Consider the following 25,860-nt stretch of genomic DNA (forward strand, 5'->3'; position numbering starts at 1 on the left):
AATACGGTGTCGTCCACCGGGGTACGTGCCCACAGGTAGAAACTCGCCGTCCGGGCGCTGTCGAGCACGCCGTCGAGGACGCCAGCACGGCGTCGAATTTCGCGGTAGAGGCTGCGGTTGGCGCGCACATGCGGATTCGTCAGTGTTCCAGGCGGCGATGCTTCTCGCTTAACTGGCCCAGACCTGGCATGGCGCAGCAGTGGTAGGTGCGGTAGAGGAGGAATTTCTTCAGGATCCTCCCGCGTCGCCGGCGACGAAGCCCGAGCGCAGGCCGGGCAGGTTGGAGCGCTTGACAGGCTGTGGAACACCACGCAGCGGTTGAAGTCCGTGCGGCCCAGCTCGGCGCAAGCGTTGAGCAGGCCGGGCGGCGGGGCGTTTTCGTCGAAGTAGAGTTCGCTACACCAGCACTCTCGTCGGCGGCGATCACGAAGTCGTAGCGGTCGGCCAGGGCGATCAGCTTCTTCAGGTCTCCAGCGGTACCAGGGCCCCGGTGGTTGCCCGGCGAGCAGAGGAGAGAGAATCTGGCAGCGCTGCCAGGTCGCTTTCGTCGACCGCGTCGAAATCGGGGGGTTGAAGCCGTTTTCCCCGCGGCAGGGCAGGTGGTGCGGCACATCTCGGCGAGCAGCGCCGCGCCTTCGTAGATCTGGTAGAACGGGTTCGGGCTGACCACCAGGCCGGGCGCCTCGCCGAGCTCGCTGCGCGGCTGGACCACGGTCTGGGTGAAGGCGAACAGCGCCTCGCGGGTACCGTTCACCGGCAGTACGTGGCGCGCCGCATCCAGCCAGCCGGCCGGCACCGAGAAGCGCCGCTCGCACCAGCGCGCGATGGCTTCGCGCGCCAGGGCACAGCAGGCCGAGGGTGGTCGGGTAGACCGCGAGCTGGTCAGGTTCTCCGCCAGGGTTTCGGCGACGAAGCTCGGCGAGAGCGGTGCTTAGGCTCGCCGAGTGGACGAAGTGCGATCGGCTTCAGCGTCGCGGGCGGCCGGGCGCCGCCGAGCAGGCGCGGAGCTTCTCGAGGGGTAGGGTTGCAGGTTGTCCGAGTGCGGTATTCATGGCGTTGGCGAGGCTTCTCAGAAGTTTATCCGGGTAGGCAGGGTGTCCCGTCCGTTGTCTTGTGACAGCTGCTCGACCAGGGCGGCCTGCAGGCGTTTGCACAGGTCGGGGTCGGCGGGCGGCTGGTTGCGCGCATCGGTGATGTAGAAGGCGTCCTCCACGCGCTCGCCGAGGGTGGCGATCTTGGCGTTCTGCCGACAGGTCTAAAAATCCAGGAAGATACGCCGATCCGCGCCAGCAAACCCAGGGCGGTCGGGGGCGATGACTTCGAGCACCGAGACCTGGCGCAGCGCGTCGGTGGAGATGGTCACCTGCAGGGCGAAGGCGAAGTGCTTGAGCTGGCGCGGCACCCGGCGCTGGATGATGGTCGGGTAGTCGTCGGGGTTCTTCAATGCGTCGATAAGCCCCTCGCGGATCTCGGCGATGCGCTCCGGGTTGTTGCCGATGGAGTCGCCGTCGGCGTCGAGCACGATATAGGTATCGAGGGTGAACTGGCTGGTGGAGGTGATGATCCGCGCGTCCTGGATGCTCAGGTTGAGCTGGTCCATGGCGGCACGGTGACCGCGAAGAAATCGTGCTGGTCGGCGGCGTAGATGAAGATCTGCGAACCGCTCTCGAACTCGCGCTGGGTGGTTTGCCTTGATCAGCACCAGCGGCGTGCCGTCGTCCGGGTGCTGGAGGATCGCCTCGGTGTGCCAGGCCACGTCGCCGGCGGTGTGGCGCAGGAAGTAGTCGTCGCCGAGCTGGCTCCATAACTGCTCGGCATCGTCCTGGTCGATGCCGTTGCGTCTCCAGTTGGTCGAGGGCCGCGGTCTGCGTCTGGCGGATCTGCTCCTCGCGGTCCACCGGGTTCTCCAGGCCGCGGCGCAGGGCGCGCTTGGTCTCGGTGTAGAGCTGCCGGAGCAGGCTGGCGCGCCAGGAGTTCCAGAGCGTCGGGTTGGTGGCGTTGATGTCGGCCACGGTGAGCACGTACAGGTAGTCGAGGTGGGTCTGGTCGCCGACCAGTTGGGCGAAATCGAAGATCACCTGCGGGTCGGAGAGGTCCTTGCGTTGCGCGGTGGTCGACATCACCAGGTGGTTCTGCACCAGCCAGGACACCAGTTGGGTGTCCCAGAGCGGCAACTGGTGGCTCTGGCAGAAGGCCTCGGCGTCCACCGCGCCGAGTTCCGAGTGGTCGCCGCCACGGCCCTTGGCGATGTCGTGGTAGAGACCGGCGATGTAGATCAGTTCCGGCTTGGGCAGACGATCGATGATCTTGCTCGCCAGCGGATATTTCTCGGCCATCTCCGGCCGATTCAGCTTGCGCAGGTGCTTGATCAGGTTGAGGTGTGGGCGTCCACCGTATAGATATGGAACAGGTCGTGCTGCATCTGCCCGATGATATGGCCGAACTCCGGCAGGTAGCAGCCGAGGATGCCGTAGCGGTTCATCCGCCGCAGGTTGCGGTGGATACCCTGGCTGCTCTTGAACAGCTCGATGAACAGGCTGGTGTTGCGGATGTCGTGGCGGAACTCGTCGTCGATCAGGTGTCGGCTGTCGCGCAGCAGGCGAATGGTGTCGGCGCGCACGCCCTTGATTTCCGGGTGCTGGGCCATCAGCACGAAGATTTCAGGAGGGCGAACGGGGTGCGCTTGAAGACGTTCGGGTGCGTCACCTCGATGCCAGCCGTCGCGCAACTGGAAGCGACTGTTCAGCGGCTGGATCTGCACCGGCTGCTCGCAGGGCAGGATGACTTCCTCGAAGTGCTGGATGATCAGGTCGTTCAGCTCGGAGATCGCCATCACCACCCGGTAGTACTTCTGCATGAAGCGTTCGACCGCCAGTTTGACGTCGTTGTCTTCGTAGCCGAACAGACGGGCGATGCTGCGCTGGTGATCGAACAGCAGGCGATCCTCGGCGCGCCCGGCGAGCATGTGCAGGGCATAGCGGACCCGCCAGAGGAACTCCTGGCTGGAAGCCAGCATGCTGCACTCGCTTTCCACCAGGAAGCCTTCGCGCACCAGGGCGTGCAGGTTGAGGCTGCCGAACTGGCGGCGGGCCATCCAGAGGATGGTCTGGATGTCGCGCAGGCCGCCGGGGAGCGCCCTTGACGTTGGGCTCGAGGTTGTACTCGGTGTCGTTGTGCTTGGCGTGGCGGCGCTGCTGTTCGTGGCGTTTGGCCAGGAAGAACTCCTTGCTCGGCCACATGTGCGCGCTGCCGGTAACCTGCAGCATGCGCTGGCGCAGGCTGTCAGGGCCGCAGATGGTGCGGCATTCCATGAGGGTGGTGATCACCGTCAGGTCGGCGCGTGCTTCCTCCGCGCACTGCTGCACCGAGCGCACGCTCTGGCCGACTTCCAGGCCGATGTCCCAGAGCAGGGTGAGGAAGCCTTCGATCGGTTCGCGGAAGCTCTCCTGGTCCTCGCTGTCGAGGAGGATCAGCGGGTCGACGTCGGAGTAGGGTGGAGTTCGCCGCGGCCGTAGCCGCCCACGGCGACCAGGGCGATGTCGGCGTCGTCTCCCCAGTCGAAGCGCTGCCAGGCCTGTTGCAGGATCTGGTCGACGCACCAGGCGCGATCTTCGATCAGGCGGCGGATGTCGCGGCCGCTGTTGAAGCGGTTGTCGAGCACTTCGCGGAATTGCCGGATGGCCTTCTTGAAGGCGGCGATCGGGCTGGACTTCAAGGCCAGTTCCGCCTGGAACTGCCCGCGATCGAACAATTCGGGATCCACCTGCGGCATGCGGCCTTCCTTTATCTGCTAGCGGTTGGGTTCGATACGCGAGCGCCCCGTCTTGGTGCGTTTTTGCGCTGTATTGGTGCGCGCGTTGCGCCGAATCGGGCGTCGGCCCCGCCGGAATGGGGGCGGGGCGTCGAGGCGCACGGCTGGCAGCAAAAGCCGGGCCGGATCAGGCTGCCGAGGTGCGCGGGAAGGTTTCGTCGTTGCGCAGGGTGAGGATCTCGTAGCCATCGGCGGTGACCAGCACGGTGTGCTCCCATTGCGCGGACAGCTTGCGGTCCTTGGTGATCGCGGTCCAGCCGTCGCCGAGCAGGCGGGTCTCCAGGCGGCCCTGGTTGATCATCGGCTCGATGGTGAAGATCATGCCTTCCTTCAGCTCGATGCCGGTACCCGCACGACCGTAGTGGAGGACCTGCGGCTCCTCGTGGAACACCTTGCCGATGCCATGGCCGCAGTATTCGCGGACCACCGAGAAGCCGTTCTTTTCCGCGTGCTTCTGGATGATTTCGCCGATATCGCCCAGGTGCGCGCCCGGACGCACCACGGAAATGCCCTTGTACATGCATTCCTGGGTGATCTGGCAGAGGCGGTCGGCCCATTCCGGGGTCTTGCCGACCAGGAACATCTTGCTGGTGTCGCCGTGGTAGCCGTCCTTGATGACGGTGATGTCGACGTTGAGGATGTCGCCTTCCTTCAGTGGCTTCTCGTTGGGGATGCCATGGCAGACCACATGGTTGATCGAGGTGCAGATCGACTTGGGAAAGCCCTTGTAGTTCAGCGGGCGGGAATCGCCTTCTGCTCGTTGACGATATAGTCGTGGCAGATGCGATCCAGCTCCTCGGTGGTCACGCCGGGCTTGATGTGTTCGCCGATCATTTCCAGCACTTCGGCGGCCAGGCGGCCGGCGATGCGCATCTTCTCGATATCGTCGGGCGTCTTGATGGTGACGGTCATGCGAATTCTCTTCGGGCGTGCAAGCACGCATGAATAATAAGGAATACGCGATTCTAGCAGACCTGGCCGACCGATCTACTCCCCGCCCGGCCATCCGCGGCGGGTTTCACTGCGTCCACGGTTATGGTATAAAGCGCCCGCCCGAGGCTGCGGCCTTCTTTTCGGAGCACAAACCCACACATGCATCGACACGATGGCCTGGGTGCCCGCAAGGGTTGGTCATTGGGATGCGTGGAGGCCTAACCCGACTTATCGAGGAACTATCATGTCCCAAGTCAACATGCGCGATATGCTGAAGGCCGGTGTGCACTTCGGCCACCAGACCCGTTACTGGAACCCGAAAATGGGCAAGTTCATTTTCGGCGCGCGCAACAAGATCCATATCATCAACCTCGAAAAGACCCTGCCGATGTTCAACGAGGCCCTGACCTTCGTTGAGCGCCTGGCCGCTGGCAAGAACAAGATCCTGTTCGTCGGCACCAAGCGTTCCGCCGGCAAGATCGTTCGCGAGGAAGCCGCTCGTTGCGGTATGCCGTACGTCGACCATCGCTGGCTGGGCGGCATGCTCACCAACTACAAGACCATCCGTCAGTCGATCAAGCGCCTGCGCGACCTGGAAACCCAGTCCCAGGACGGCACCTTCGACAAGCTGACCAAGAAAGAAGCCCTGATGCGCAGCCGTGACCTCGAGAAGCTCGAGCGCAGCCTGGGCGGCATCAGGACATGGGCGGCCTGCCGGACGCTCTGTTCGTGATCGACGTCGACCACGAGCGCATCGCCATCACCGAAGCCAACAAGCTGGGCATCCCGGTCATCGGCGTTGTCGATACCAACAGCAGCCCGGAAGGCGTCGACTATGTAATTCCCGGTAACGATGATGCCATCCGCGCCGTGCAACTCTACCTGAACTCGATGGCCGAAGCGGTAATCCGCGGCAAGCAGGGCGCTGCCACCAGCGCCGACGAGTTCGTCGAGGAAGCGCCGGCCGAATCCGCCGAAGGCTGATTCCGGGACGTTCAGACGTCCGACGGTGCGCAGGAAGGGGCTAGGCCCCTTTTGCCACCTTTGAGTTTCTGTCCGGCAGGCCGGGCACAAAGGTTTTTTGAGAGCTACCACTCAAGAGGATTTCGAAATGGCAGAAATTACTGCAGCCATGGTTAAAGAACTGCGCGAGCGTACCGGCTTGGGCATGATGGAGTGCAAGAAGGCGCTGACCGCCGCTGGCGGCGACATCGAGAAGGCCATCGACGACATGCGCGCTGCCGGTGCGATCAAGGCTGCCAAGAAGGCCGGCAACATTGCCGCCGAAGGCTCGATCGCCGTCAAGATCGCTGCCGACAACAAGGCCGCCGTGATCATCGAAGTCAACTCCCAGACCGACTTCCTGGCCCTCCAGGACGACTTCAAGGGCTTCGTCGCCGAGAGCCTGGAAAAGGCCTTCAACGAGAAGCTGACCGACGCCGCTCCGCTGGTCGAAGCACGTGAGGAAGCTCGTCTGGCCCTGGTCGCCAAGACCGGCGAGAACGTCAACATCCGCCGCCTGACCCGCGTCGGGGGCGACGTGGTCGGCGCCTACCTGCACGGCCACCGCATCGGTGTCGTGGTCAACCTGAAAGGCGGCAACCCGGAACTGGCCAAGGACATCGCCATGCATGTCGCCGCCAGCAACCCGCAGTTCCTGAGCGCTTCGGAAGTTTCCGAAGAAGCGATCGCGAAAGAGAAGGAAATCTTCCTGGCGCTGAACGCCGACAAGATCGCCGGCAAGCCGGAGAACATCGTCGAGAACATGGTCAAGGGCCGCATCAGCAAGTTCCTCGCCGAAGCGAGCCTGGTCGAGCAGCCTTTCGTGAAGAACCCGGAAGTGAAGGTCGGCGACCTGGCCAAGCAGGCCGGTGCCGAAATCGTTTCCTTCGTTCGTTACGAAGTGGGTGAAGGCATCGAGAAGGCCGAAGTGGACTTCGCTGCCGAAGTTGCCGCTCAAGTAGCCGCCACCAAGCAGTAACAAAGACGGTTTCGACTGTCGCCCCGGAAGAGGCTGCCCGCTGATGCGTGCGGCCTCTTCGTCAAATGGGGAAGCGTTCGGGGCAGCTTCCGCGTTGCCGGCCCGCTCGGCGGGCTTGCACGCAACGCAGGCGCAAAGTCGTCTCCGCCCACGACGGCCCGGCCGTCACGTATTTTTATCGCCGCAGGAGAAAAGGTCATGGCTCAGCAACTGAGCGCTCGTCAACCTCGCTATAAACGCATTCTTCTAAAGTTGAGCGGCGAAGCCCTGATGGGCTCGGAGGAGTTCGGCATTGATCCCAAGGTGCTGGACCGCATGGCGCTGGAAATCGGCCAGTTGGTCGGGATCGGCGTGCAGGTCGGCCTGGTCATCGGCGGCGGCAACCTGTTCCGCGGCGCGGCCCTGTCCGCGGCCGGCATGGACCGGGTGACCGGCGACCACATGGGGATGCTGGCCACCGTGATGAACGGCCTGGCGATGCGCGATGCGCTGGAGCGCTCGAACATCCCCGCGCTGGTGATGTCGGCGATCTCCATGGTCGGTGTGACCGACCACTACGACCGCCGCAAGGCCATGCGCCACCTCGGCGGTGGCGAGGTGGTGATCTTCTCCGCCGGTACCGGCAACCCGTTCTTCACCACCGACTCGGCGGCTTGCCTGCGCGCCATCGAGATCGACGCCGACGTGGTCCTTAAGGCTACCAAGGTCGATGGCGTGTACACTGCCGACCCGTTCAAGGACCCGAATGCCGAGAAGTTCGAGCGCCTGACCTATGATGAAGTGCTCGACCGCAAGCTCGGCGTGATGGACCTGACCGCCATCTGCCTGTGCCGTGACCAGAACATGCCGCTGCGGGTGTTCAACATGAACAAGCCGGGCGCATTGCTGAATATTGTTGTTGGTGGTGCCGAAGGCACCCTGATCGAGGAGGGTTGAGAATGATCAACGAGATCAAGAAGGAAGCGCAGGAGCGCATGGGCAAGACCCTGGAAGCGCTGGGCCATGCCTTCGCGAAGATTCGTACCGGTCGCGCGCATCCGAGCATCCTGGATAGCGTGATGGTTTCCTATTACGGGCCGATACGCCGCTGCGCCAGGTCGCCAACGTCACCGTGGAAGACTCCCGTACCCTGGCCCTGGCCGTGTTCGACAAGAGCATGATCCAGGCGGTCGAGAAGGCCATCATGACCTCCGACCTGGGGCTCAACCCGGCCACCGCCGGCACCACCATCCGCGTACCGATGCCGGCCCCTGACCGAGGAGACCCCGCAAGGGCTACACCAAGCAGGCGCGTGCCGAGGCCGAGCAGGCGCGGGTTTCCGTGCGCAACATCCGTCGCGATGCGCTGGCCCAGTTGAAGGACCTGCAGAAGGAAAAAGGAAATCAGCGAGGACGAAGAGCGCCGCGCCGGCGACGACGTGCAGAAGCTGACCGACAAGTTCATCGGTGAGATCGAGAAGGCACTGGAAGCCAAAGAAGCGGACCTCATGGCTGTCTGAGGCCGGGCTGACGTCATGGAAAAGACCCGGAAGGATGTGTGCGTGCCACGCCACGTGGCCATTATCATGGACGGTAACAATCGCTGGGCGAAGAAGCGTCTTCTGCCCGGCGTCGCCGGCCACAAGGCCGGTGTCGATGCCGTCAGGGCGGTGATCGAGGTCTGCGCCGAGGCAGGGGTCGAGGTCCTCACCTGTTCGCGTTCTCCAGCGAGAACTGGCAGCGTCCGGCGGACGAAGTCAGCGCGCTGATGGAGCTGTTTCTCGTGGCCCTGCGCCGCGAGGTGCGCAAGCTCGACGAGAACGGCATCCGCCTGCGCATCATCGGCGATCGCACGCGTTTCCATCCGGAGTTGCAGGCGGCCATGCGCGAAGCGGAAGCCGCCACTGCCGGCAATACCCGTTTCCTCTCCAGGTCGCCGCCAACTACGGCGGCCAGTGGGACATCGTCCAGGCCGCACAGCGCCTGGCGCGCGAGGTCCAGGGCGGGCACCTGGCGGCGGACGATATCTCCGCCGAGCTGCTCCAGGGCTGCCTGGTGACCGGCGACCAGCCGCTGCCCGACCTGTGCATCCGCACCGGCGGCGAGCATCGCATCAGCAATTTCTTCTCTGGCAGCTGGCCTACGCCGAGCTGTATTTCTCCGACCTGTTCTGGCCCGACTTCAAGCACGCGGCGATGCGGGCTGCCCTGGCGGATTTCCAAGCGCCAGCGCCGCTTCGGCAAGACCAGCGAGCAAGTCGAGGCCGAGGCCCGTCCGTCATGCTGAAACAACGGATCATCACGGCGCTGGTGCTTTTGCCCATCGCGCTGGGTGGTTTTCCTTCTCGAAGGGGCGTTCTTCGCCCTGTTCATCGGCGCGGTGGTGAGCCTGGGGGCCTGGGAATGGGCGCGCCTGGCCGGCTATGAACAACAGTTCGGCCGCGTTGCCTACGCGGCGACGGTCGCCGTGCTGATGGTCGCTCTCTACCATCTGCCGCAGCTTGCCGGAGCCGTGCTGCTGCTGGCGCTGGTCTGGCGGACGCTGGCCACCGTGCTGGTGCTCACCTACCCGGAAAGCGTCGGCTACTGGGGCGGCCGCTGGCGCCGCCTGGGCATGGGCCTGCTGATCCTGTTGCCGGCCTGGCAGGGGCTGGTCCTGCTCAAGCAGTGGCCGCTGGCCAATGGCCTGATCATCGCCGTGATGGTGCTGGTCTGGGGCGCGGATATCGGCGCCTACTTCTCCGGCAAGGCCTTCGGCAAGCGCAAGCTGGCGCCGCGGGTCAGCCCCGGCAAGAGCTGGGAAGGCGTTTACGGCGGCCTGGCGGCCAGCCTGGCGATCACCCTGGCGGTCGGCCTCTACCGCGGCTGGTCCCTCGGCGCGCTGCTCCTGGCCCTGCTCGGTGCGGCGCTGGTGGTGTTCGTCTCGATCGTCGGCGACCTCACCGAAAGCATGTTCAAGCGCCAGTCCGGAATCAAGGACAGCAGCAACCTGCTGCCCGGCCACGGTGGCGTGCTGGATCGCATCGACAGCCTGACGGCAGCCATCCCGGTGTTCGCGGCCCTGCTCTGGGCCGCCGGCTGGGTGCGCCATGAGTCGACCGCAGCGGATCAGCGTGCTCGGCGCGACCGGCTCGATCGGCCTGAGCACCCTGGACGTCGTCCAGCGTCATCCCGATCGTTACGAAGCCTTCGCCCTGACTGGCTTCAGCCGCCTGGCCGAACTCGAGGCGCTGTGCCTCAGGCACCGCCCCGTCTATGCGGTGGTGCCGGAGCAGGCCGCGGCGATTGCCTTGCAGGGCTCGCTCGCCGCGGCGGGTATCCGCACCCGGGTGCTGTTCGGCGAGCAGGCGTTGTGCGAAGTGGCCAGCGCGCCCGAAGTGGACATGGTAATGGCGGCCATCGTCGGCGCCGCCGGGCTGCCGTCGACCCTGGCGGCCGTCGAGGCCGGCAAGCGCGTACTGCTGGCCAACAAGGAGGCGCTGGTGATGTCCGGCGCGCTGTTCATGCAGGCGGTCAAGCGCAGCGGCGCGGTGCTCCTGCCGATCGACAGCGAGCACAACGCGATCTCCCAGTCGCTGCCGCGCAATTATGCCGATGGCCTGGAGCGGGTCGGCGTGCGCCGGATCTCTTGACCGCCTCCGGCGGCCCGTTCCGCGAGACGCCGCTGGAGCAACTCGCTTCGGTGACGCCGGAGCAGGCTTGTGCGCACCCGAACTGGTCGATGGGGCGTAAGATTTCCGTCGACTCCGCCAGCATGATGAACAAGGGGCTCGAACTGATCGAGGCGTGCTGGCTGTTCGACGCCCAGCCGAGCCAGGTCGAGGTGGTGATCCACCCGCAGAGCGTGATCCACTCGATGGTGGACTACGTCGACGGTTCGGTGATCGCCCAGCTCGGCAATCCGGACATGCGCACGCCGATTTCCTATGCCATGGCCTGGCCGGAGCGAATCGATTCCGGCGTTTCGCCGCTGGATATGTTCGCCGTCGGTCGCCTGGATTTCCAGCGCCCCCGACGAGCAGCGCTTCCCTGCCTGCGCCCTGGCGAGCCAGGCCGCGGAAACCGGCGGCAGCGCCCGGCCATGCTGAATGCCGCGAACGAGGTGGCCGTGGCCGCATTTCTCGAGCGGCACATCCGCTTCAGCGACATCGCGGTTATCATCGAGGACGTGCTGAACCGCGAGGCGGTGACCGCAGTCGAATCGCTCGATCAGGTCCTGGCTGCCGATCGCCGCGCGCGTTCGGTCGCCGGGCAATGGTTGACCCGGCACGCCGGCTGGGAAGTCTTCGGACGGCCTGGAGGTAGGAGATGAGTGCGCTTTACATGATCGTCGGCACCCCTGGTAGCCCTGGGTGTGCTGGTGACGTTCCACGAATTCGGCCACTTCTGGGTCGCGCGACGCTGCGGGGTGAAGGTCCTGCGCTTCTCCGTCGGCTTCGGCACGCCGCTGGTGCGCTGGCACGACCGGCACGGCACCGAGTTCGTGGTGGCGGCCATTCCGCTGGGCGGCTACGTCAAGATGCTCGACGAGCGCGAGGCGGAAGTACCGGCCCATCTGCTCGAACAGTCCTTCAATCGTAAGACGGTCCGTCAGCGGATCGCCATCGTCGCGGCTGGTCCCATCGCCAATTTCCTACTGGCGATTCTGTTCTTCTGGGTCGTCGCCCTGCTCGGTAGCCAGCAGGTACGCCCGGTCATCGGTTCCGTGGCGCCGGAGAGCCTGGCCGCCCAGGCCGGCCTGGAGGCCGGGCAGGAGCTGCTGGCGGTGGATGGCGAGCCCGTCACCGGCTGGAACGGGGTCAACCTGCAGCTGGTTCGCCGTCTCGGCGAGAGCGGTACGCTGGAAGTGCGGGTGCAGGAAAAGGCTCGAATGTCGATTCCACCCACCAGGTGCGTCTGGATGGCTGGCTGAAGGGCGAGGACAATCCCGATCCCATCGCCTCGCTGGGCATCCGGTCCTGGCGGCCGGCCTTGCCGCCGGTGCTGGCCGAACTCGACCCCAGGGGGCCGGCGCAGGCCGCCGGGCTGAAGCTCGGCGACCGCTTGCAGAGCATCGATGGCATCGCCGTCGACGACTGGCAGCAGGTGGTGGACAGCGTCCGTGCCCGTCCCGGGCAGCGCGTCCAGCTCAAGGTGCTGCGCGACGGCGAAGTGCTGGATGTTGCCCTGGAACTGGCGGTGCGCGGCGAGGGCAAGGCCCGGAGCGGCTAAGGCATGGGGGCGGGGGTCGCCGGTACCGAATGGCCGGCGGAAATGCTCCGCGAAGTGAGCTACGGACCGCTGGAGGCGGTGGGTCAGGCGCTTTCCCGAACCTGGACCATGAGCCTGCTAACGCTCGACTCCATAAAGAAAATGTTGCTCGGCGAGCTCTCGGTAAAAAACTTGAGCGGGCCGATAACCATTGCTAAAGTGGCGGGCGCTTCAGCCCAGTCTGGCGTGGGGATTTTCTCAATTTCCTGGCCTATCTGAGCATTAGCTTGGGGTTCTCAACCTGCTGCCGATCCCTGTCCTCGATGGCGGGCATCTGCTGTTCTATCTGGTTGAGTGGGTGCGCGGGCGCCCATTATCCGAACGGGTACAGGCTTGGGGATGCAGATCGGCATCAGTCTGGTCGTTGGCGTGATGTTGCTCGCTCTGGTCAACGATCTGAGTCGTCTGTAGTCATGTTGAATTCGAATCTGCCGCCCTTTGCGGCAGATTCTCTATTTGTCAGTTGGAAAAAAGGACTCCATGAAACGCTTTCTGCTACCCGCGCTGCTGTCAGCGCTGATGATCGCCGAGGTTCACGCCGAGTCCTTCACTGTTTCCGATATCCGGGTCAATGGCCTGCAGCGCGTGTCCGCCGGTAGCGTGTTCGCCGCCCTGCCGCTGAACGTCGGCGAGACCATCGACGACCAGGCCCTGGTCCAGGCCACCCGCCCTGTTCAAGACCGGCTTCTTCCAGGACATCCAGCTCGGCCGTGATGGCAACGTGCTGGTAGTCACTGCCAGTCGAGCGCCCGTCGATCTCCAGCATCGAGATCGAGGGCAACAAGGCGATCTCCAAGGAAGACCTGCTCAAGGGCCTGAAACAGTCCGGCCTGGCCGAGGGCGAGATCTTCCAGCGCGCCACCCTCGAAGGCGTGCGCAACGAGCTGCAACGCCAGTACGTGGCCCAGGGCCGCTACTCGGCCGAGATCAACGCGGAAGTGATCCCGCAGCCGCGCAACCGCGTCGCGCTGAAGATCAACATCAACGAAGGCACGGTCGCCGCGATTTCCACATCAACGTGGTGGGCAACACCGTCTTCTCCGAAGAAGACCTGACCGACCTGTTCGAACTGAAGACCACCAACTGGCTGTCGTTCTTCAAGAACGACGACAAGTACGCCCGCGAAAAGCTCTCCGGCGACCTCGAGCGCCTGCGCTCCTATTACCTGGACCGCGGCTACATCAACATGGATATCGCCTCCACCCAGGTATCCATCACCGGACAAGAAGCACGTCTACATCACCGTCAACATCAACGAGGGTGAGAAGTACACCATCCGCGACGTGAAGCTGACCGGCGACCTGAAGGTGCCGGAAGAGGAAGTGAAGCGCCTGCTGCTGGTACAGAAGGGCCAGGTGTTCTCGCGCAGGTGATGACCACCACCTCCGACCTAATCACCCGTCGCCTGGGCAACGAGGGGCTACACCTTCGCCAACGTCAACGGCGTGCCGGAAGCCCATGACGACGACAAGACCGTCTCGGTGACCTTCGTCGTCGACCCGGGCAAGCGCGCCTACGTCAACCGCATCAACTTCCGCGGCAACACCAAGACCGAAGACGAAGTGCTGCGCCGCGAAATGCGCCAGATGGAAGGCGGTTGGGCCTCCACCTACCTGATCGACCAGTCCAAGGCCCGTCTGGAGCGCCTCGGCTACTTCCAAGGAAGTCAACGTCGAGACCCCGGCGGTTCCCGGCACCGACGACCAGGTCGACGTCAACTACAGCGTCGAAGAGCAACCGTCCGGCTCGATCACCGCCAGCGTCGGCTTCGCCCAGAGCGCCGGCCTGATCCTCGGCGGCTCGATCAGCCAGAACAACTTCCTGGGTACCGGCAACAAGGTCAGCATCGGCCTGACCCGCAGCGAATACCAAACCCGCTACAACTTCGGCTCTGTCGACCCCTACTGGACCGTCGACGGCGTCAGCCTCGGCTACAATGCCTTCTACCGGAAGACCGACTACGACGAACTCGACGTCGACGTCGCCAGCTACTCGGTGAACAGCCTGGGCGCCGGCATGAGCATCGGCTACCCGATCAGCGAGACCTCGCGCCTGACCTATGGCCTGAGCGTGCAGCGCGACCAGATCGACACCGGCCGCTACACCGTGGACGAGATCTACGACTTCCTCGACAAGGAAGGCGACAACTTCACCAACTTCAAGGCTTCCATCGGCTGGTCCGAATCGACCCTGAACAAGGGCGTACTGGCCACCCGTGGTCACTCGCAGAGCCTGACCCTGGAAACCACCCTGCCGGGCAGCGACCTGTCGTTCTACAAGATCGACTACCGTGGCCAGGTCTTCGCCCCGCTGACCGACAACTACACCATGCGCTTCCACACCGAGCTGGGCTATGGCGACGGCTACGGATCCACCGAGCGCCTGCCGTTCTACGAGAACTACTACGCCGGCGGCTTCAACTCGGTGCGGGGCTTCAAGGACAGCACGCTGGGCCCGCGCAGTACGCCCTCTGTGGCTCGTAATCCAGACGGTACGCCTATGAAGAACCAAGGGCCTGACAGCAAGGGCCGTTACACCGACCGGACCAGGATCCCGAAGCCTTCGGTGGTAACATCCTGATCACCGGCGGCGCCGAGCTGCTGTTCCCGCTGCCGTTCGTCAAGGACCAGCGCCAGTTGCGTACCGTGCTGTTCTGGGACGTGGGTAGCACCTTCGATACCGACTGCCCGACCAAGACCACCACCAACTGCGACGGCATCAAGACCGACAACCTCGCCAGTTCCGTGGGCGTCGGCCTGACCTGGATCACCGCGCTGGGCCCGCTGAGCTTCAGCCTGGCGACGCCGATCAAGAAGCCGGACAACGCGGAAACCCAGGTCTTCCAGTTCTCCCTGGGCCAGACCTTCTGATTTGTACGTAGTACCGAGTAACGAAACCATGCTTTGTGCAGGGAGTGCATCGTGCGTAAGTTCACCCAGTTCGTCCTGATCACCGCAGCCATCATGGCGGCTCCTTCGGCGTTCGCTGAAATGAAGATCGCGGTGCTCAACTACCAGATGGCGCTGCTCGAGTCCGATGCCGCCAAGCAATACGCCGTGGATGCCGAGAAGAAGTTCGGCCCCAGCTGAACAAGCTGAAGAACCTCGAGCGCGACGCCAAGGCGCTGCAGGACAAGCTGGTTTCCAACGGCAGCAAGATGTCCCAGGGCGACCGCGAGAAGGCCGAGCTGGACTTCAAGCAGAAGGCCCGTGACTTCCAGTTCCAGTCCAAGGAATTGAACGAGTCGAAGGCCGCCGCCGACCGCGACATGCTGAAGAAACTCAAGCCGAAGCTGGACCAGGCCGTCGAGGAGACCATCAAGAAAGGTGGTTACGACATGGTCATCGAACGTGGCGCCGTGGTCGACGTCAAGCCGCAATACGACATCACCCGCCAGGTGATCGAGCGGATGAACCAGCTGCGTTGATGATGAGTACCTTGTCCTACACCCTGGGCCAGCTGGCCGCGCATGTCGGCGCGGAACTCCGTGGCGACGCGGACCTGCCGATCCAGGGCCTGGCGACCTTGCAGGAGGCCGGACCGGCTCAGCTGAGCTTCTGGCCAACCCGCAGTATCGCAAGTACCTGCCCGAAAGCCGTGCCGGCGCCGTCCTGCTGACGGCTGCCGACGCCGACGGGTTCGCCGGTACGCGCTGGTGGTGGCCAACCCCTACCTGGCCTATGCCAGCCTGTCGCACCTGTTCGATCGCAAACCGAAGGCGGCCGCCGGTATCCATCCTACCGCCATCGTCGCGGCGGACGCCGAGGTCGATCCGAGCGCCAGCGTCGGCGCCTATGCGGTGATCGAGAGTGGCGCCGCATCGGCGCTGGCGTCAGCATCGGCGCGCACTGCGTGATCGGAGCCCGTAGCGTGATCGGCGAAGGCGGCTGGCTGGCGCCGCGGGTCACGCTCTACCACGACGTCACCATCGGCGCGCGGGTGAGTATCCAGTCGGGCGCGGTGATCGGCGGCGAAGGTTTCGGTTTCGCCAACGAGAAGGGCGTCTGGCAGAAGATCGCCCAGATCGGCGGGGTGACCATCGGTGACGACGTCGAGATCGGCGCGAACACCACCATCGACCGTGGAGCACTGTCCGATACGCTGATCGGCAACGGTGTGAAGCTGGACAACCAGATCATGATCGCGCACAACGTGCAGATCGGCGATCATACCGCCATGGCCGCTTGCGTCGGCATTTCCGGCAGCGCCAAGATCGGCAGGCATTGCATGCTCGCCGGCGGCGTTGGCCTGGTCGGCCATATCGAGATCTGCGACAACGTTTTCGTGACCGGCATGACCATGGTGACCCGCTCGATCACCGAGCCGGGATCGTATTCCTCCGGTACGCCATGCAACCGGCGGCCGAATGGAAAAAGCGCCGCGCGCATTCGTCAACTGGACGACATGGCGCGTCGACTTCAGCAGCTGGAAAAACGCCTGGCTGCCGTGACCTCAAGCGGTGACGCTTCATCTGATGCGTAATTGACGTTTTTTTGCGTCACCCTTTTTCTGAACAGGCTCCCCTAACATGATGGACATCAACGAGATTCGCGAATACCTGCCTCATCGCTATCCTTTCCTGCTGGTGGATCGGGTGGTAGAGCTGGACATCGAGGGCAAGCGCATTCGCGCCTACAAGAATGTCAGTATCAATGAGCCGTTCTTCAACGGACATTTCCCGAGCACCCGATCATGCCGGGCGTGCTGATCATCGAGGCGATGGCCCAGGCGGCCGGTATCCTCGGTTTCAAGATGCTCGACGTGAAGCCCGCCGACGGCACCCTTTACTACTTCGTCGGTTCGGACAAGCTGCGCTTCCGCCAGCCGGTCCTGCCGGGCGACCAACTGCAACTGCACGCCAAGTTCATCAGCGTGAAGCGCAGCATCTGGAAATTCGACTGCCACGCTACCGTCGACGACAAGCCGGTATGCTCGGCTGAAATCATCTGTGCGGAACGCAAACTATGAGTTTGATCGATCCTCGCGCCATCATCGATCCGAGCGCCAGGCTGGCGGCTGACGTCCAGGTGGGCCCGTGGTCCATCGTCGGGGCGGAAGTGGAGATCGGTGAAGGGACGGTGATCGGTCCGCACGTGGTGCTCAAGGGCCCCACGAAGATCGGCAAGCACAACCGCATCTACCAGTTTTCCAGCGTCGGCGAGGATACTCCCGACCTGAAATACAAGGGCGAGCCGACGCGCCTGGTGATCGGTGACCACAACGTGATCCGCGAAGGCGTGACCATCCATCGCGGAACCGTCCAGGATCGCGCGGAAACCACCATTGGCGACCACAACCTGATCATGGCCTATGCGCACATCGGCCATGACAGCGTGATCGGCAACCATTGCATCCTGGTGAACAACACGGCGCTGGCCGGGCATGTCCACGTGGACGACTGGGCGATCCTGTCCGGCTACACCCTGGTGCACCAGTACTGCCGGATCGGCGCGCACAGCTTTTCCGGCATGGGCAGCGCCATCGGCAAGGACGTCCCGGCCTACGTGACGGTCTTCGGCAACCCGGCCGAAGCCCGCAGCATGAACTTCGAAGGCATGCGTCGGCGCGGCTTCAGCAGCGAGGCCATCCATGCCCTGCGGCGTGCCTACAAGGTGGTCTATCGCCAGGGACATACCGTCGAGGAAGCCCTGGCCGAGCTGGCCGAAAGCGCTGCCCAGTTCCCCGAGGTCGCGGTGTTCCGTGATTCCATCCAGAGCGCAACCCGCGGCATCACCCGCTGAGCCATGGCTGACGGATTACGCGTAGCCCTGGTCGCCGGCGAGGCCTCCGGCGACATCCTCGGGTCCGGACTGATGCAGGCGCTGCGGGCGCGGCACCCGGATATCGAGTTCATCGGCGTCGGTGGGCCGCGCATGGAGGCCGAAGGGCTGTCCAGCTATTTCCCCATGGAGCGCCTGTCGGTGATGGGCCTGGTCGAAGTGCTGGGCAGGCTGCCGGAGTTGTTGCGACGGCGCAAGCGCCTGATCCGCACGCTCATCGAGGCCCGGCCGGATGTGATGATCGGCATCGATGCTCCCGACTTCACCCTCGGCGTCGAACACAAGCTGCGCCAGGCTGGCCTGCGCACCGTGCATTACGTCAGCCCTTCGGTATGGGCCTGGCGGCAGAAACGGGTGCTGAAGATTCGCGAAGCCTGCGACCTGATGCTGGCATTGTTCCCCTTCGAAGCACGTTTCTACGAAGAGCATGGGGTGCCTGTGCGTTTCGTCGGCCACCCCCTGGCCAACACCATTCCCCTGCAGGCGGATCGCGCTGCGGCCCGCGCGCGGCTCGGATTGCCGGCGGACGGACAGGTGCTGGCGCTGATGCCGGGCAGTCGCGGCGGCGAGGTCGGCAAGCTCGGCGCCTTGTTCCTCGACACCGCCCAGCGTCTGCTCGTCGAACGGCCGGGCTTGCGTTTCGTGCTGCCCTGCGCCAGCGCTGCACGGCGCGAACAGATCGAGCAGATGCTCCAGGGCCGCGAGCCTCTGCCGCTGACGCTGCTCGACGGTGCGTCCCATGAAGCGCTTGCCGCCTGCGATGCGGTGCTGATCGCCTCCGGCACCGCGACTCTCGAGGCGCTGCTCTACAAGCGGCCGATGGTGGTGGCTTATCGGGTCGCCGGGCTGACGTACCGGATTCTCAAGCGCCTGGTGAAAGCCCTTACATCTCCCTGCCGAACCTGTTGGCCGGACGCCTGTTGGTGCCGGAACTGATCCAGGACGCCGCCACCCCGCAAGCGCTAGCCGCAACCCTCTCGCCGCTGCTGGACGACGGCTCGCAGCAGGTGGAATTCTTCGATGCCATCCATCGGGCCTTGCGCCAGGATGCCTCGGCACAGGCGGCGGAAGCCGTCCTGCAACTGGTGGAGCGCCGCTGATGCAACTGGGGCTGGATTTCAATCTGGTGGAGGATCTGGTCGCGGGCGTCGACGAGGTCGGTCGCGGTCCGTTGTGCGGCCCGGTGGTCACCGCCGCGGTGATTCTCGACCCGAGCCGCCCGATCCTCGGCCTGAACGACTCGAAGAAGCTCAGCGAAGCCCGCCGCGAGGCGCTGTTCGAAGAGATCCGCGAGAAGGCCCTGGCCTGGTGCATCGCCCGCGCCGAGGTCGAGGAGATCGACCGGCTGAACATTCTGCATGCCACCATGCTCGCCATGCAGCGCGCGGTCGAAGGCCTCAGCGTGACTCCGCGGCTGGCCCTGATCGACGGCAATCGTTGTCCGAAACTGGCGGTGCCCTGCGCGCCGGTGGTCAAGGGCGACAGCCAGGTGCCGGCGATCGCTGCGGCGTCGATCCTGGCCAAGGTCAGTCGCGACCGGGAAATGGTCGAGCTGGACCGGGTCTATCCGGGCTATGGCATGGCCGGGCACAAGGGATATCCGACCGCGGTCCATCTCGAGGCGCTTTCCCGCCTCGGCCCGACGCCGATCCATCGACGCTCGTTTGCGCCGGTTCGCGAATTGCTGGACGTCTCTGTTCAATAATTGAACGGATGTCGCGTGACTGACCGTATCTGTCGCCTGGTGACAAGCGGCGAGCGACGTCAATAGCGGAAAGTCCTGCCCCTTCCTGCCAAGTGCCATTCACAGCGAAATTTCCTTCGGCTCGCACGTCATTCCGTGTGTGTCCGAAACACGCGGCCTTCTACCCGGGAGGTCGGCTGACAACAATCCGCCACAAGCGGAACAGGGAGTTATCCATGCAAGAATTCGCCACTCAGGTCGTCGACCTGCTCAACGGCCTTATCTGGGGCAAGATCCTCATCTGGCTGCTGGTCGGTTGCGGCCTGTACTTCACCGTGCGCCTGGGGCTGATCCAGTTCCGCCACTTCGGTCATACCTTCAGCGTGCTCAAGGGCAGCCGCCAGTCGGACGACTCGGGAATCTCCTCGTTCCAGGCGCTCTGCACCTCTCTGGCGGCGCGGGTCGGTACCGGCAACGTCGCCGGCGTGGCGGTAGCGATCACGCTCGGCGGTCCCGGCGCAGTGTTCTGGATGTGGGCGATCGCCCTGGTGGGGATGGCGACCGGCTTCGTCGAGGCGACCCTGGCCCAGTTGTTCAAGATTCGCGACGACAAGGGCCAGTTCCGTGGCGGCCCGGCCTACTACATGGAGAAGGGCCTGGGCGCGCGCTGGATGGGCATCCTGTTCTCGATCTTCCTGATCATCGCCTTCGGTTTCGTCTTCAACTCGGTGCAGGCCAATACCATCACCGGTGCCATGCAGGGCGCCTTCGGCGTGCCGACCTGGATCAGCGGCATCGCCGTGGTGATCCTCACCGCGTTGATCATCTTCGGCGGCCTGCGCTCCATCGCGCGCTTCTCCGAACTGGCGGTACCCTTCATGGCGGTGGCCTACCTGCTGCTGGCGGTGGGCATCATCCTGTTCAACCTCAGCGAACTGCCGGGCGTCCTCGCGATGGTGGTGAAGAGTGCCTTCGGCTGGCACGAGGCCGCCGCCGGCGGCATCGGCGCGGCGATCCTCAACGGCTTCAAGCGCGGCCTGTTCTCCAACGAAGCAGGCATGGGCTCGGCGCCCAACGCCGCCGCCTCGGCCACGCCCTATCCGCCGCACCCGGCGTCCCAGGGCTATGTGCAGATGGCCGGCGTGTTCATCGATACCCTGCTGATCTGCACCGCTTCCGCCGCCATCATCCTGCTGGCCGGACCGCAGGAAGGCGAGGGCATCATGCTGGTGCAGAATGCTCTGACCAGCCAGGTCGGCGACTGGGGCCGCTACTTCCTGGCGGTGATCATCCTGTTCTTCGCCTTCACCTCGATCGTCGCCAACTACTTCTATGCCGAGAACTGCCTGGTATTCCTCGAGCACAACCACCTGGCGGGCCTGTTGATCTTCCGCCTGATCGTGCTGGCGATGGTGATGTTCGGCGCGCTGGCTTCGCTGCCGTTCGTCTGGAACCTCGCCGACGTGTCGATGGGCCTGATGGCGATCACCAATCTGATCGCCATCCTGCTGCTGTCCAACCTCGCGATCAAGCTGGCCAAGGACTATAACGCCCAGCGCAAGGCCGGCAAGCTGCCGACCTTCGACGCCAGCCAGTTCCCGGAAGTCCAGCAGAAGCTCGAACCGGGCATCTGGGACGACCGCCGCGCCTGAGCGCGGGGCGGGCGAGGCTTCTCGGCGCAGCCGAGGCGCATCGTCCGCTCTTGAACCTGTAGCTTTGCCACCGGGCCCGGTACAATCCGGGCCTTGTCGTTTTTGCGTTATTTCTGCTCCGGGGCCTTCATGACCGTATCCTTCGTTCACCTGCGTCTGCATACCGAATTCTCCTGGTCGACGGCCTGGTCCGGGTCAAGCCCCTGGCCAAGGCAGTGGCAGGGCTGGGCATGCCGGCGGTGGCGGTCACCGACCAGAGCAACATGTGCTCGCTGGTGAAGTTCTACAAGACCGCCATGGGCGCCGGCATCAAGCCGATCTGCGGGGCCGACATCTGGCTCGCCAGCCGCGAGGAAGATGGCCCGCTCAGCCGCCTGAGCCTGCTGGCGATGAACGCGAAGGGCTATCGCAACCTCACCGAGCTGATTTCCCGCGGCTGGAGCGAAGGCCAGCGCAATGGCGAGATCATCATCGAGCGCGACTGGGTCAAGGAGGCGGCGGAAGGCCTGATCGCGCTGTCCGCGGCCAAGGAAGGCGAGATCGGCCACGCGCTGCTCGACGGCGAGGAGGCCAAGGCCGAGGCGCTGTTGCGCGAGTGGATGGAGGTGTTCCCCGAGCGCTTCTACGTCGAAGTGCAACGTACCAGCCGGGTCAACGACGAGGAGCACCTCCACGCGGCGGTGGCTCTGGCGTCACGCTGCAACGCGCCGCTGGTGGCGACCAACGACGTGCGCTTCATCAAGCAGGACGACTTCGAGGCCCACGAGACCCGCGTCTGCATCGGCGAGGGCGGACCCTCGACGATCCGCGGCGGCCGCGTACCTATTCGGACCAGCAATACCTGAAGTCGCCGGCGGAAATGGCCGAGCTGTTCAGCGACCTGCCGGAAGCGTTGGAAAACACCGTCGAGATCGCCAAGCGCTGCAACATCGAGGTGCAGCTGGGCAAGTACTTCCTGCCGGACTTCCCCACGCCCAATGGCATGGGCATCGACGACTACCTGCGGCACGCCTCCTTCGAAGGTCTCGAGGAGCGCCTGGAGGTGCTGTTGCCGAAGGATACCCCGGACTACGAGGCCAAGCGCCAGGTCTATGTCGACCGTCTGAACTTCGAACTCGATATCATCATCCAGATGGGTTTCCCCGGTTACTTCCTCATCGTGATGGACTTCATCAAGTGGGCGAAGAACAACGGCGTGCCGGTAGGCCCCGGGCGGGGCTCGGGCGCCGGCTCGCTGGTGGCCTACGTGCTGAAGATCACCGACCTCGATCCGCTGGCCTACGACCTGCTGTTCGAACGTTTCCTCAACCCGGAACGGATCTCCATGCCCGACTTCGACGTCGACTTCTGCATGGAGGGCCGCGACCGGGTGATCGACTACGTGGCCGACGCCTACGGGCGCAACGCGGTGAGCCAGATCATCACCTTCGGCACCATGGCGGCGAAGGCGGTGGTACGCGACGTGGCTCGGGTCCAGGGCAAGTCCTACGGTCTCGCCGACCGGCTGTCGAAGATGATCCCGTTCGAAGTCGGCATGACCCTGGATAAGGCCTACGAGCAGGAAGAAATGCTCCGCGACTTCCTCAAGAGCGACGAGGAAGCCGCCGAGATCTGGGAGATGGCCCTCAAGCTGGAAGGCATCACCCGCGGTACCGGCAAGCACGCCGGTGGCGTGGTGATCGCGCCGACCAAGCTGACCGACTTCTCGCCGATCGCCTGCGACGAGGAAGGCGGCGGCCTGGTGACCCAGTTCGACAAGGACGACGTGGAGGCGGCCGGCCTGGTGAAGTTCGACTTCCTCGGTCTGCGGACCCTGACCATCATCAAGTGGGCGATGGAGATCATCAACCGCGAGCAGGCCAAGAAGGGCCTGGAGCCGGTGAACATCGACTTCATCCCGCTGGACGACAAGCCGACCTATTCGCTGCTGCAGAAGGCCGAGACCACTGCGGTGTTCCAGCTCGAATCGCGCGGCATGAAGGAGCTGATCAAGAAGCTCAAGCCGGACTGCCTGGAAGACCTCATCGCACTGGTGGCGCTGTTCCGCCCGGGTCCTCTGCAGTCGGGCATGGTGGACGACTTCATCAACCGCAAGCACGGTCGCGCCGAGCTGTCCTATCCGCACCCCGATTACCAGTACGCCGGCCTGGAGCCGGTGCTCAAACCCACCTACGGCATCATCCTGTACCAGGAACAGGTGATGCAGATCGCCCAGGTCATGGCCGGCTATACCCTCGGTGGCGCGGACATGCTGCGCCGGGCGATGGGCAAGAAGAAGCCCGAGGAAATGGCCAAGCAGCGCGGCGGTTTCATCGAGGGTTGCAAGAACAACGGCATCGATGCCGATCTCGCGGGCAACATCTTCGACCTGGTGGAAAAATTCGCCGGCTACGGCTTCAACAAGTCGCACTCGGCAGCCTACGGCCTGGTCTCCTACCAGACCGCCTGGCTGAAGACCCACTTCCCGGCGCCGTTCATGGCCGCGGTACTCACCGCGGATATGCAGAACACCGACAAGGTGGTGACGCTGATCGAAGAATGCCGGCACATGAAGCTGCGCATCGTGGCGCCGGACGTGAACAACTCCGAGTTCCGCTTCACCGTCGACGACGATGGCCGGATCGTCTATGGCCTGGGCGCGATCAAGGGCGTCGGCGAGGGGCCGGTGGAGGCGATCACCGAATGCCGCGCCGAAGGCGGGCCGTTCAACACCCTGTTCGACTTCTGCGACCGCGTCGACCTGAAACGCATCAACAAGCGCACCCTGGAAGCGCTGATCCGCGCCGGTGCGCTGGATCGCCTGGGGCCGCACTACCACGACGAGCTAAAGGCCTACCAGGCTACCGTCGACCTCAACCGCGCCGTGCTGCTGGCGGCGATGGAGGAAGCGATCCAGGCCGCCGAGCAGACCGCGCGCAGCCACGACAGCGGGCACATGGACCTGTTCGGCGGAGTCTTCGCCGAGCCGGAGGCGGATGTCTACGCCAACCACCGCAAGGTCAAGGAGCTGACCCTCAAGGAACGCCTGAAGGGCGAGAAGGACACCCTCGGCCTGTACCTGACCGGCCATCCGATCGACGAGTACGAAGGCGAGGTGCGGCGCTTCGCCCGCCAGCGCATCGTCGAGCTGAAGCCGGCGCGCGATACCCAGACGGTGGCCGGGCTGATCGTCAACCTGCGGGTGATGAAGAACAAGAAGGGCGACAAGATGGGCTTCGTCACCCTAGACGACCGCTCCGGACGGATCGAGGCCTCGCTGTTCTCCGAAGCCTTCGCCGCGGCCCAGTCGCTGCTGCAGACCGACGCGCTGGTGGTGGTCGAGGGCGAGGTCAGCCAGGACGACTTCTCCGGCGGACTGCGCCTGCGCGCCAAGCGCGTGATGAGCCTGGAGGAGGCGCGTACCGGCCTGGCGGAGAGCCTGCGGATGAAGCTGCACGCCGACCTGTTGAAGGGCGATCGCCTGCGCTGGCTGGGCGAGCTGTTCAACCGCCATCGCGGTTCCTGCCCGATCACCCTGGACTACACCAGCGCCGACGCCAAGGCCCTGCTGCAGTTCGGCGAGAGCTGGCGGGTGGATCCGGCGGACGATCTGATCCAGGCATTGCGTGACCAGTTCGGGCGCGACAACGTCTTCCTCAATTATCGTTAATCGCGATGGGCGATAACGCCGTTGTTCCGCGCTCTGCGGCGGGAAAACGCGGATCGCCCTTGCTCCCGGCTCGACCCCTGGCGCCCGATCCCGTAAGGTAGGGCGCCAAACGGAAACGGCCCACTAGAATCTGCGCACGACGGAAGCCTATGAACCCGAACTTTCTTGATTTCGAACAGCCGATCGCCGACCTGCAAGCCAAGATCGAAGAGCTGCGCCTGGTGGGCAACGACAATGCGCTGAACATCAGCGACGAAATCTCGCGTCTGCAGGACAAGAGCAAGGCGCTCACCGAAAACATCTTCGGCAATCTGTCCAGTTGGCAGATCGCCCAGCTCGCGCGCCATCCCAAGCGTCCCTATACCCTCGACTACATCGGCTACCTGTTCAGCGATTTCGAGGAACTGCACGGCGACCGGCATTTCGCCGACGACCCGGCGATCGTCGGTGGCGTTGCCCGCCTCGACGGTTCCCCGGTGATGGTCATCGGCCACCAGAAAGGCCGCGAAGTCCGTGAGAAGGTCCGGCGCAACTTCGGCATGCCGCGTCCGGAAGGCTATCGCAAGGCCTGCCGCCTGATGGAAATGGCCGAACGCTTCAAGATGCCGATCCTCACCTTCATCGACACGCCCGGCGCCTACCCGGGCATCGATGCCGAGGAACGCGGCCAGAGCGAGGCGATCGCCTGGAACCTGCGGGTGATGGCGCGACTGAAGACGCCGATCATCGCCACCGTGATCGGCGAGGGCGGTTCCGGCGGCGCGCTGGCCATCGGTGTCTGCGACCAGTTGAACATGCTGCAATACTCCACCTATTCGGTGATCTCGCCGGAAGGCTGCGCCTCCATCCTCTGGAAGACCGCCGAGAAGGCGCCGGAAGCCGCCGAGGCCATGGGCATCACCGCCGAGCGCCTGAAAGGCCTGGGCATCGTCGACAAGGTCATCGACGAACCGCTGGGCGGCGCCCATCGCGATCCGGCGAGCATGGCCGAATCGATCCGTGGCGAACTGCTGGCGCAACTGAAGATGCTCCAGGGCCTGGAAATGGGTGAGTTGCTGGAGCGTCGTTACGACCGCCTGATGAGCTACGGCGCGCCGTAAGCCATCCGGCGCACTGGTACGATCGACAAGCCCGGCATTCGCC

The 25,860-nt window shown here is 64.4% G+C and carries 11 protein-coding genes and 13 pseudogenes; 21 read left to right on the plus strand and 3 right to left on the minus strand.

What is annotated here, in order from left to right; genetic code table 11:
• Nucleotides 1-2: 2 nt before the first annotated feature.
• The 3 pseudogenes from LE197_RS00005 to map all read right to left on the minus strand — a co-directional run.
• Nucleotides 3-1,052: pseudogene (locus LE197_RS00005) on the minus strand (aminotransferase class I/II-fold pyridoxal phosphate-dependent enzyme); the annotation flags it as partial.
• 17 nt (nucleotides 1,053-1,069) lie between these two features.
• Nucleotides 1,070-3,772 (minus strand): annotated as a pseudogene (locus tag LE197_RS00010) ([protein-PII] uridylyltransferase).
• A 166-nt stretch (nucleotides 3,773-3,938) separates the two neighbouring features.
• Nucleotides 3,939-4,723 (minus strand): annotated as a pseudogene (gene map / locus LE197_RS00015) (type I methionyl aminopeptidase).
• 265 nt (nucleotides 4,724-4,988) lie between these two features.
• Between map and rpsB the strand changes: the two are divergent.
• The 21 genes and pseudogenes from rpsB to accA all read left to right on the plus strand — a co-directional run bounded on the left by rpsB (nucleotide 4,989) and on the right by accA (nucleotide 25,817).
• A pseudogene (gene rpsB / locus LE197_RS00020) lies at nucleotides 4,989-5,728 on the plus strand (30S ribosomal protein S2).
• Between the two features lie 127 nt (nucleotides 5,729-5,855).
• On the plus strand, nucleotides 5,856-6,725 hold the full coding sequence (tsf, locus tag LE197_RS00025; protein WP_226033846.1) for a translation elongation factor Ts: 870 nt from the start codon (nucleotides 5,856-5,858) through the stop codon (nucleotides 6,723-6,725).
• 198 nt (nucleotides 6,726-6,923) lie between these two features.
• Nucleotides 6,924-7,661: a UMP kinase gene (gene pyrH, locus LE197_RS00030; RefSeq protein WP_003092391.1), complete on the plus strand. Its 738-nt coding sequence runs from the start codon at nucleotides 6,924-6,926 to the stop codon at nucleotides 7,659-7,661.
• Between the two features lie 2 nt (nucleotides 7,662-7,663).
• Nucleotides 7,664-8,223, plus strand: a pseudogene (gene frr / locus LE197_RS00035) (ribosome recycling factor).
• 15 nt (nucleotides 8,224-8,238) lie between these two features.
• A pseudogene (gene uppS, locus LE197_RS00040) lies at nucleotides 8,239-8,989 on the plus strand (polyprenyl diphosphate synthase).
• A pseudogene (gene cdsA / locus LE197_RS00045) lies at nucleotides 8,983-9,784 on the plus strand (phosphatidate cytidylyltransferase); the annotation flags it as partial. The pseudogenes uppS and cdsA, both read left to right, overlap by 7 nt.
• A 7-nt stretch (nucleotides 9,785-9,791) precedes the next feature.
• Nucleotides 9,792-10,334, plus strand: coding sequence for a hypothetical protein (locus LE197_RS00050; protein ID WP_226034120.1), 543 nt, complete (start codon nucleotides 9,792-9,794; stop codon nucleotides 10,332-10,334).
• Nucleotides 10,331-11,014 carry a hypothetical protein gene (locus tag LE197_RS00055; protein WP_226034121.1) on the plus strand — a complete coding sequence of 228 codons (684 nt, stop codon included), beginning with the start codon at nucleotides 10,331-10,333 and terminating at the stop codon, nucleotides 11,012-11,014. Before LE197_RS00050 ends, LE197_RS00055 begins: the two co-directional genes overlap by 4 nt.
• Nucleotides 11,011-12,363, plus strand: a pseudogene (gene rseP / locus LE197_RS00060) (RIP metalloprotease RseP). The gene LE197_RS00055 and the pseudogene rseP overlap by 4 nt, the downstream one beginning before the upstream one ends.
• Before the next feature lie 69 nt (nucleotides 12,364-12,432).
• Nucleotides 12,433-14,822 (plus strand): annotated as a pseudogene (bamA, locus tag LE197_RS00065) (outer membrane protein assembly factor BamA).
• A gap of 51 nt (nucleotides 14,823-14,873) precedes the next feature.
• Nucleotides 14,874-15,379: pseudogene (locus LE197_RS00070) on the plus strand (OmpH family outer membrane protein).
• Nucleotides 15,380-15,381: 2 nt separating this feature from the next.
• A complete protein-coding gene (locus tag LE197_RS37210; protein WP_413247420.1) occupies nucleotides 15,382-15,570 on the plus strand; it encodes a hypothetical protein in 189 nt (62 codons plus the stop codon).
• Between the two features lie 40 nt (nucleotides 15,571-15,610).
• Nucleotides 15,611-15,808 carry a hypothetical protein gene (locus tag LE197_RS37215; RefSeq protein ID WP_413247421.1) on the plus strand — a complete coding sequence of 66 codons (198 nt, stop codon included), beginning with the start codon at nucleotides 15,611-15,613 and terminating at the stop codon, nucleotides 15,806-15,808.
• Nucleotides 15,805-16,434 (plus strand): UDP-3-O-(3-hydroxymyristoyl)glucosamine N-acyltransferase, encoded by a 630-nt coding sequence (gene lpxD / locus LE197_RS37220; protein WP_413247422.1) that lies wholly within the window; start codon nucleotides 15,805-15,807, stop codon nucleotides 16,432-16,434. The genes LE197_RS37215 and lpxD overlap by 4 nt, the downstream gene beginning before the upstream one ends.
• Before the next feature lie 46 nt (nucleotides 16,435-16,480).
• Nucleotides 16,481-16,920 (plus strand): annotated as a pseudogene (gene fabZ, locus LE197_RS00080) (3-hydroxyacyl-ACP dehydratase FabZ).
• A complete protein-coding gene (lpxA, locus tag LE197_RS00085; RefSeq protein ID WP_003092373.1) occupies nucleotides 16,917-17,693 on the plus strand; it encodes an acyl-ACP--UDP-N-acetylglucosamine O-acyltransferase in 777 nt (258 codons plus the stop codon). The pseudogene fabZ and the gene lpxA overlap by 4 nt, the downstream one beginning before the upstream one ends.
• 3 nt (nucleotides 17,694-17,696) lie before the next feature.
• A pseudogene (lpxB, locus tag LE197_RS00090) lies at nucleotides 17,697-18,832 on the plus strand (lipid-A-disaccharide synthase).
• Nucleotides 18,832-19,437, plus strand: a complete 606-nt coding sequence (rnhB, locus tag LE197_RS00095) for a ribonuclease HII (RefSeq protein WP_003098580.1) — start codon at nucleotides 18,832-18,834, stop codon at nucleotides 19,435-19,437. Before lpxB ends, rnhB begins: the two are co-directional and overlap by 1 nt.
• Nucleotides 19,438-19,652: 215 nt before the next feature.
• Nucleotides 19,653-21,068, plus strand: a complete 1,416-nt coding sequence (locus LE197_RS00100) for an alanine/glycine:cation symporter family protein (RefSeq protein ID WP_003092370.1) — start codon at nucleotides 19,653-19,655, stop codon at nucleotides 21,066-21,068.
• A 129-nt stretch (nucleotides 21,069-21,197) separates the two neighbouring features.
• Nucleotides 21,198-24,717: pseudogene (gene dnaE / locus LE197_RS00105) on the plus strand (DNA polymerase III subunit alpha).
• 149 nt (nucleotides 24,718-24,866) lie between these two features.
• Nucleotides 24,867-25,817 carry an acetyl-CoA carboxylase carboxyl transferase subunit alpha gene (gene accA / locus LE197_RS00110; protein WP_003109333.1) on the plus strand — a complete coding sequence of 317 codons (951 nt, stop codon included), beginning with the start codon at nucleotides 24,867-24,869 and terminating at the stop codon, nucleotides 25,815-25,817.
• The last annotated feature ends 43 nt before the right edge of the window (nucleotides 25,818-25,860 follow it).

It is taken from the genome of Pseudomonas sp. PS1(2021) (assembly GCF_020405165.1).
In the GTDB taxonomy this organism is placed as follows: domain Bacteria; phylum Pseudomonadota; class Gammaproteobacteria; order Pseudomonadales; family Pseudomonadaceae; genus Pseudomonas; species Pseudomonas aeruginosa.

Coding starts and splice junctions, on each gene's coding strand:
- rnhB (WP_003098580.1), top strand. CDS start 18,832: ATGCAACTGGGGCTGGATTTCAATCTGGTGGAGGATCTGGTCGCGGGC.
- tsf (WP_226033846.1), top strand. CDS start 5,856: ATGGCAGAAATTACTGCAGCCATGGTTAAAGAACTGCGCGAGCGTACC.
- LE197_RS00050 (WP_226034120.1), top strand. CDS start 9,792: ATGAGTCGACCGCAGCGGATCAGCGTGCTCGGCGCGACCGGCTCGATC.
- LE197_RS00100 (WP_003092370.1), top strand. CDS start 19,653: ATGCAAGAATTCGCCACTCAGGTCGTCGACCTGCTCAACGGCCTTATC.
- accA (WP_003109333.1), top strand. CDS start 24,867: ATGAACCCGAACTTTCTTGATTTCGAACAGCCGATCGCCGACCTGCAA.
- lpxA (WP_003092373.1), top strand. CDS start 16,917: ATGAGTTTGATCGATCCTCGCGCCATCATCGATCCGAGCGCCAGGCTG.
- pyrH (WP_003092391.1), top strand. CDS start 6,924: ATGGCTCAGCAACTGAGCGCTCGTCAACCTCGCTATAAACGCATTCTT.
- LE197_RS37210 (WP_413247420.1), top strand. CDS start 15,382: ATGAGTACCTTGTCCTACACCCTGGGCCAGCTGGCCGCGCATGTCGGC.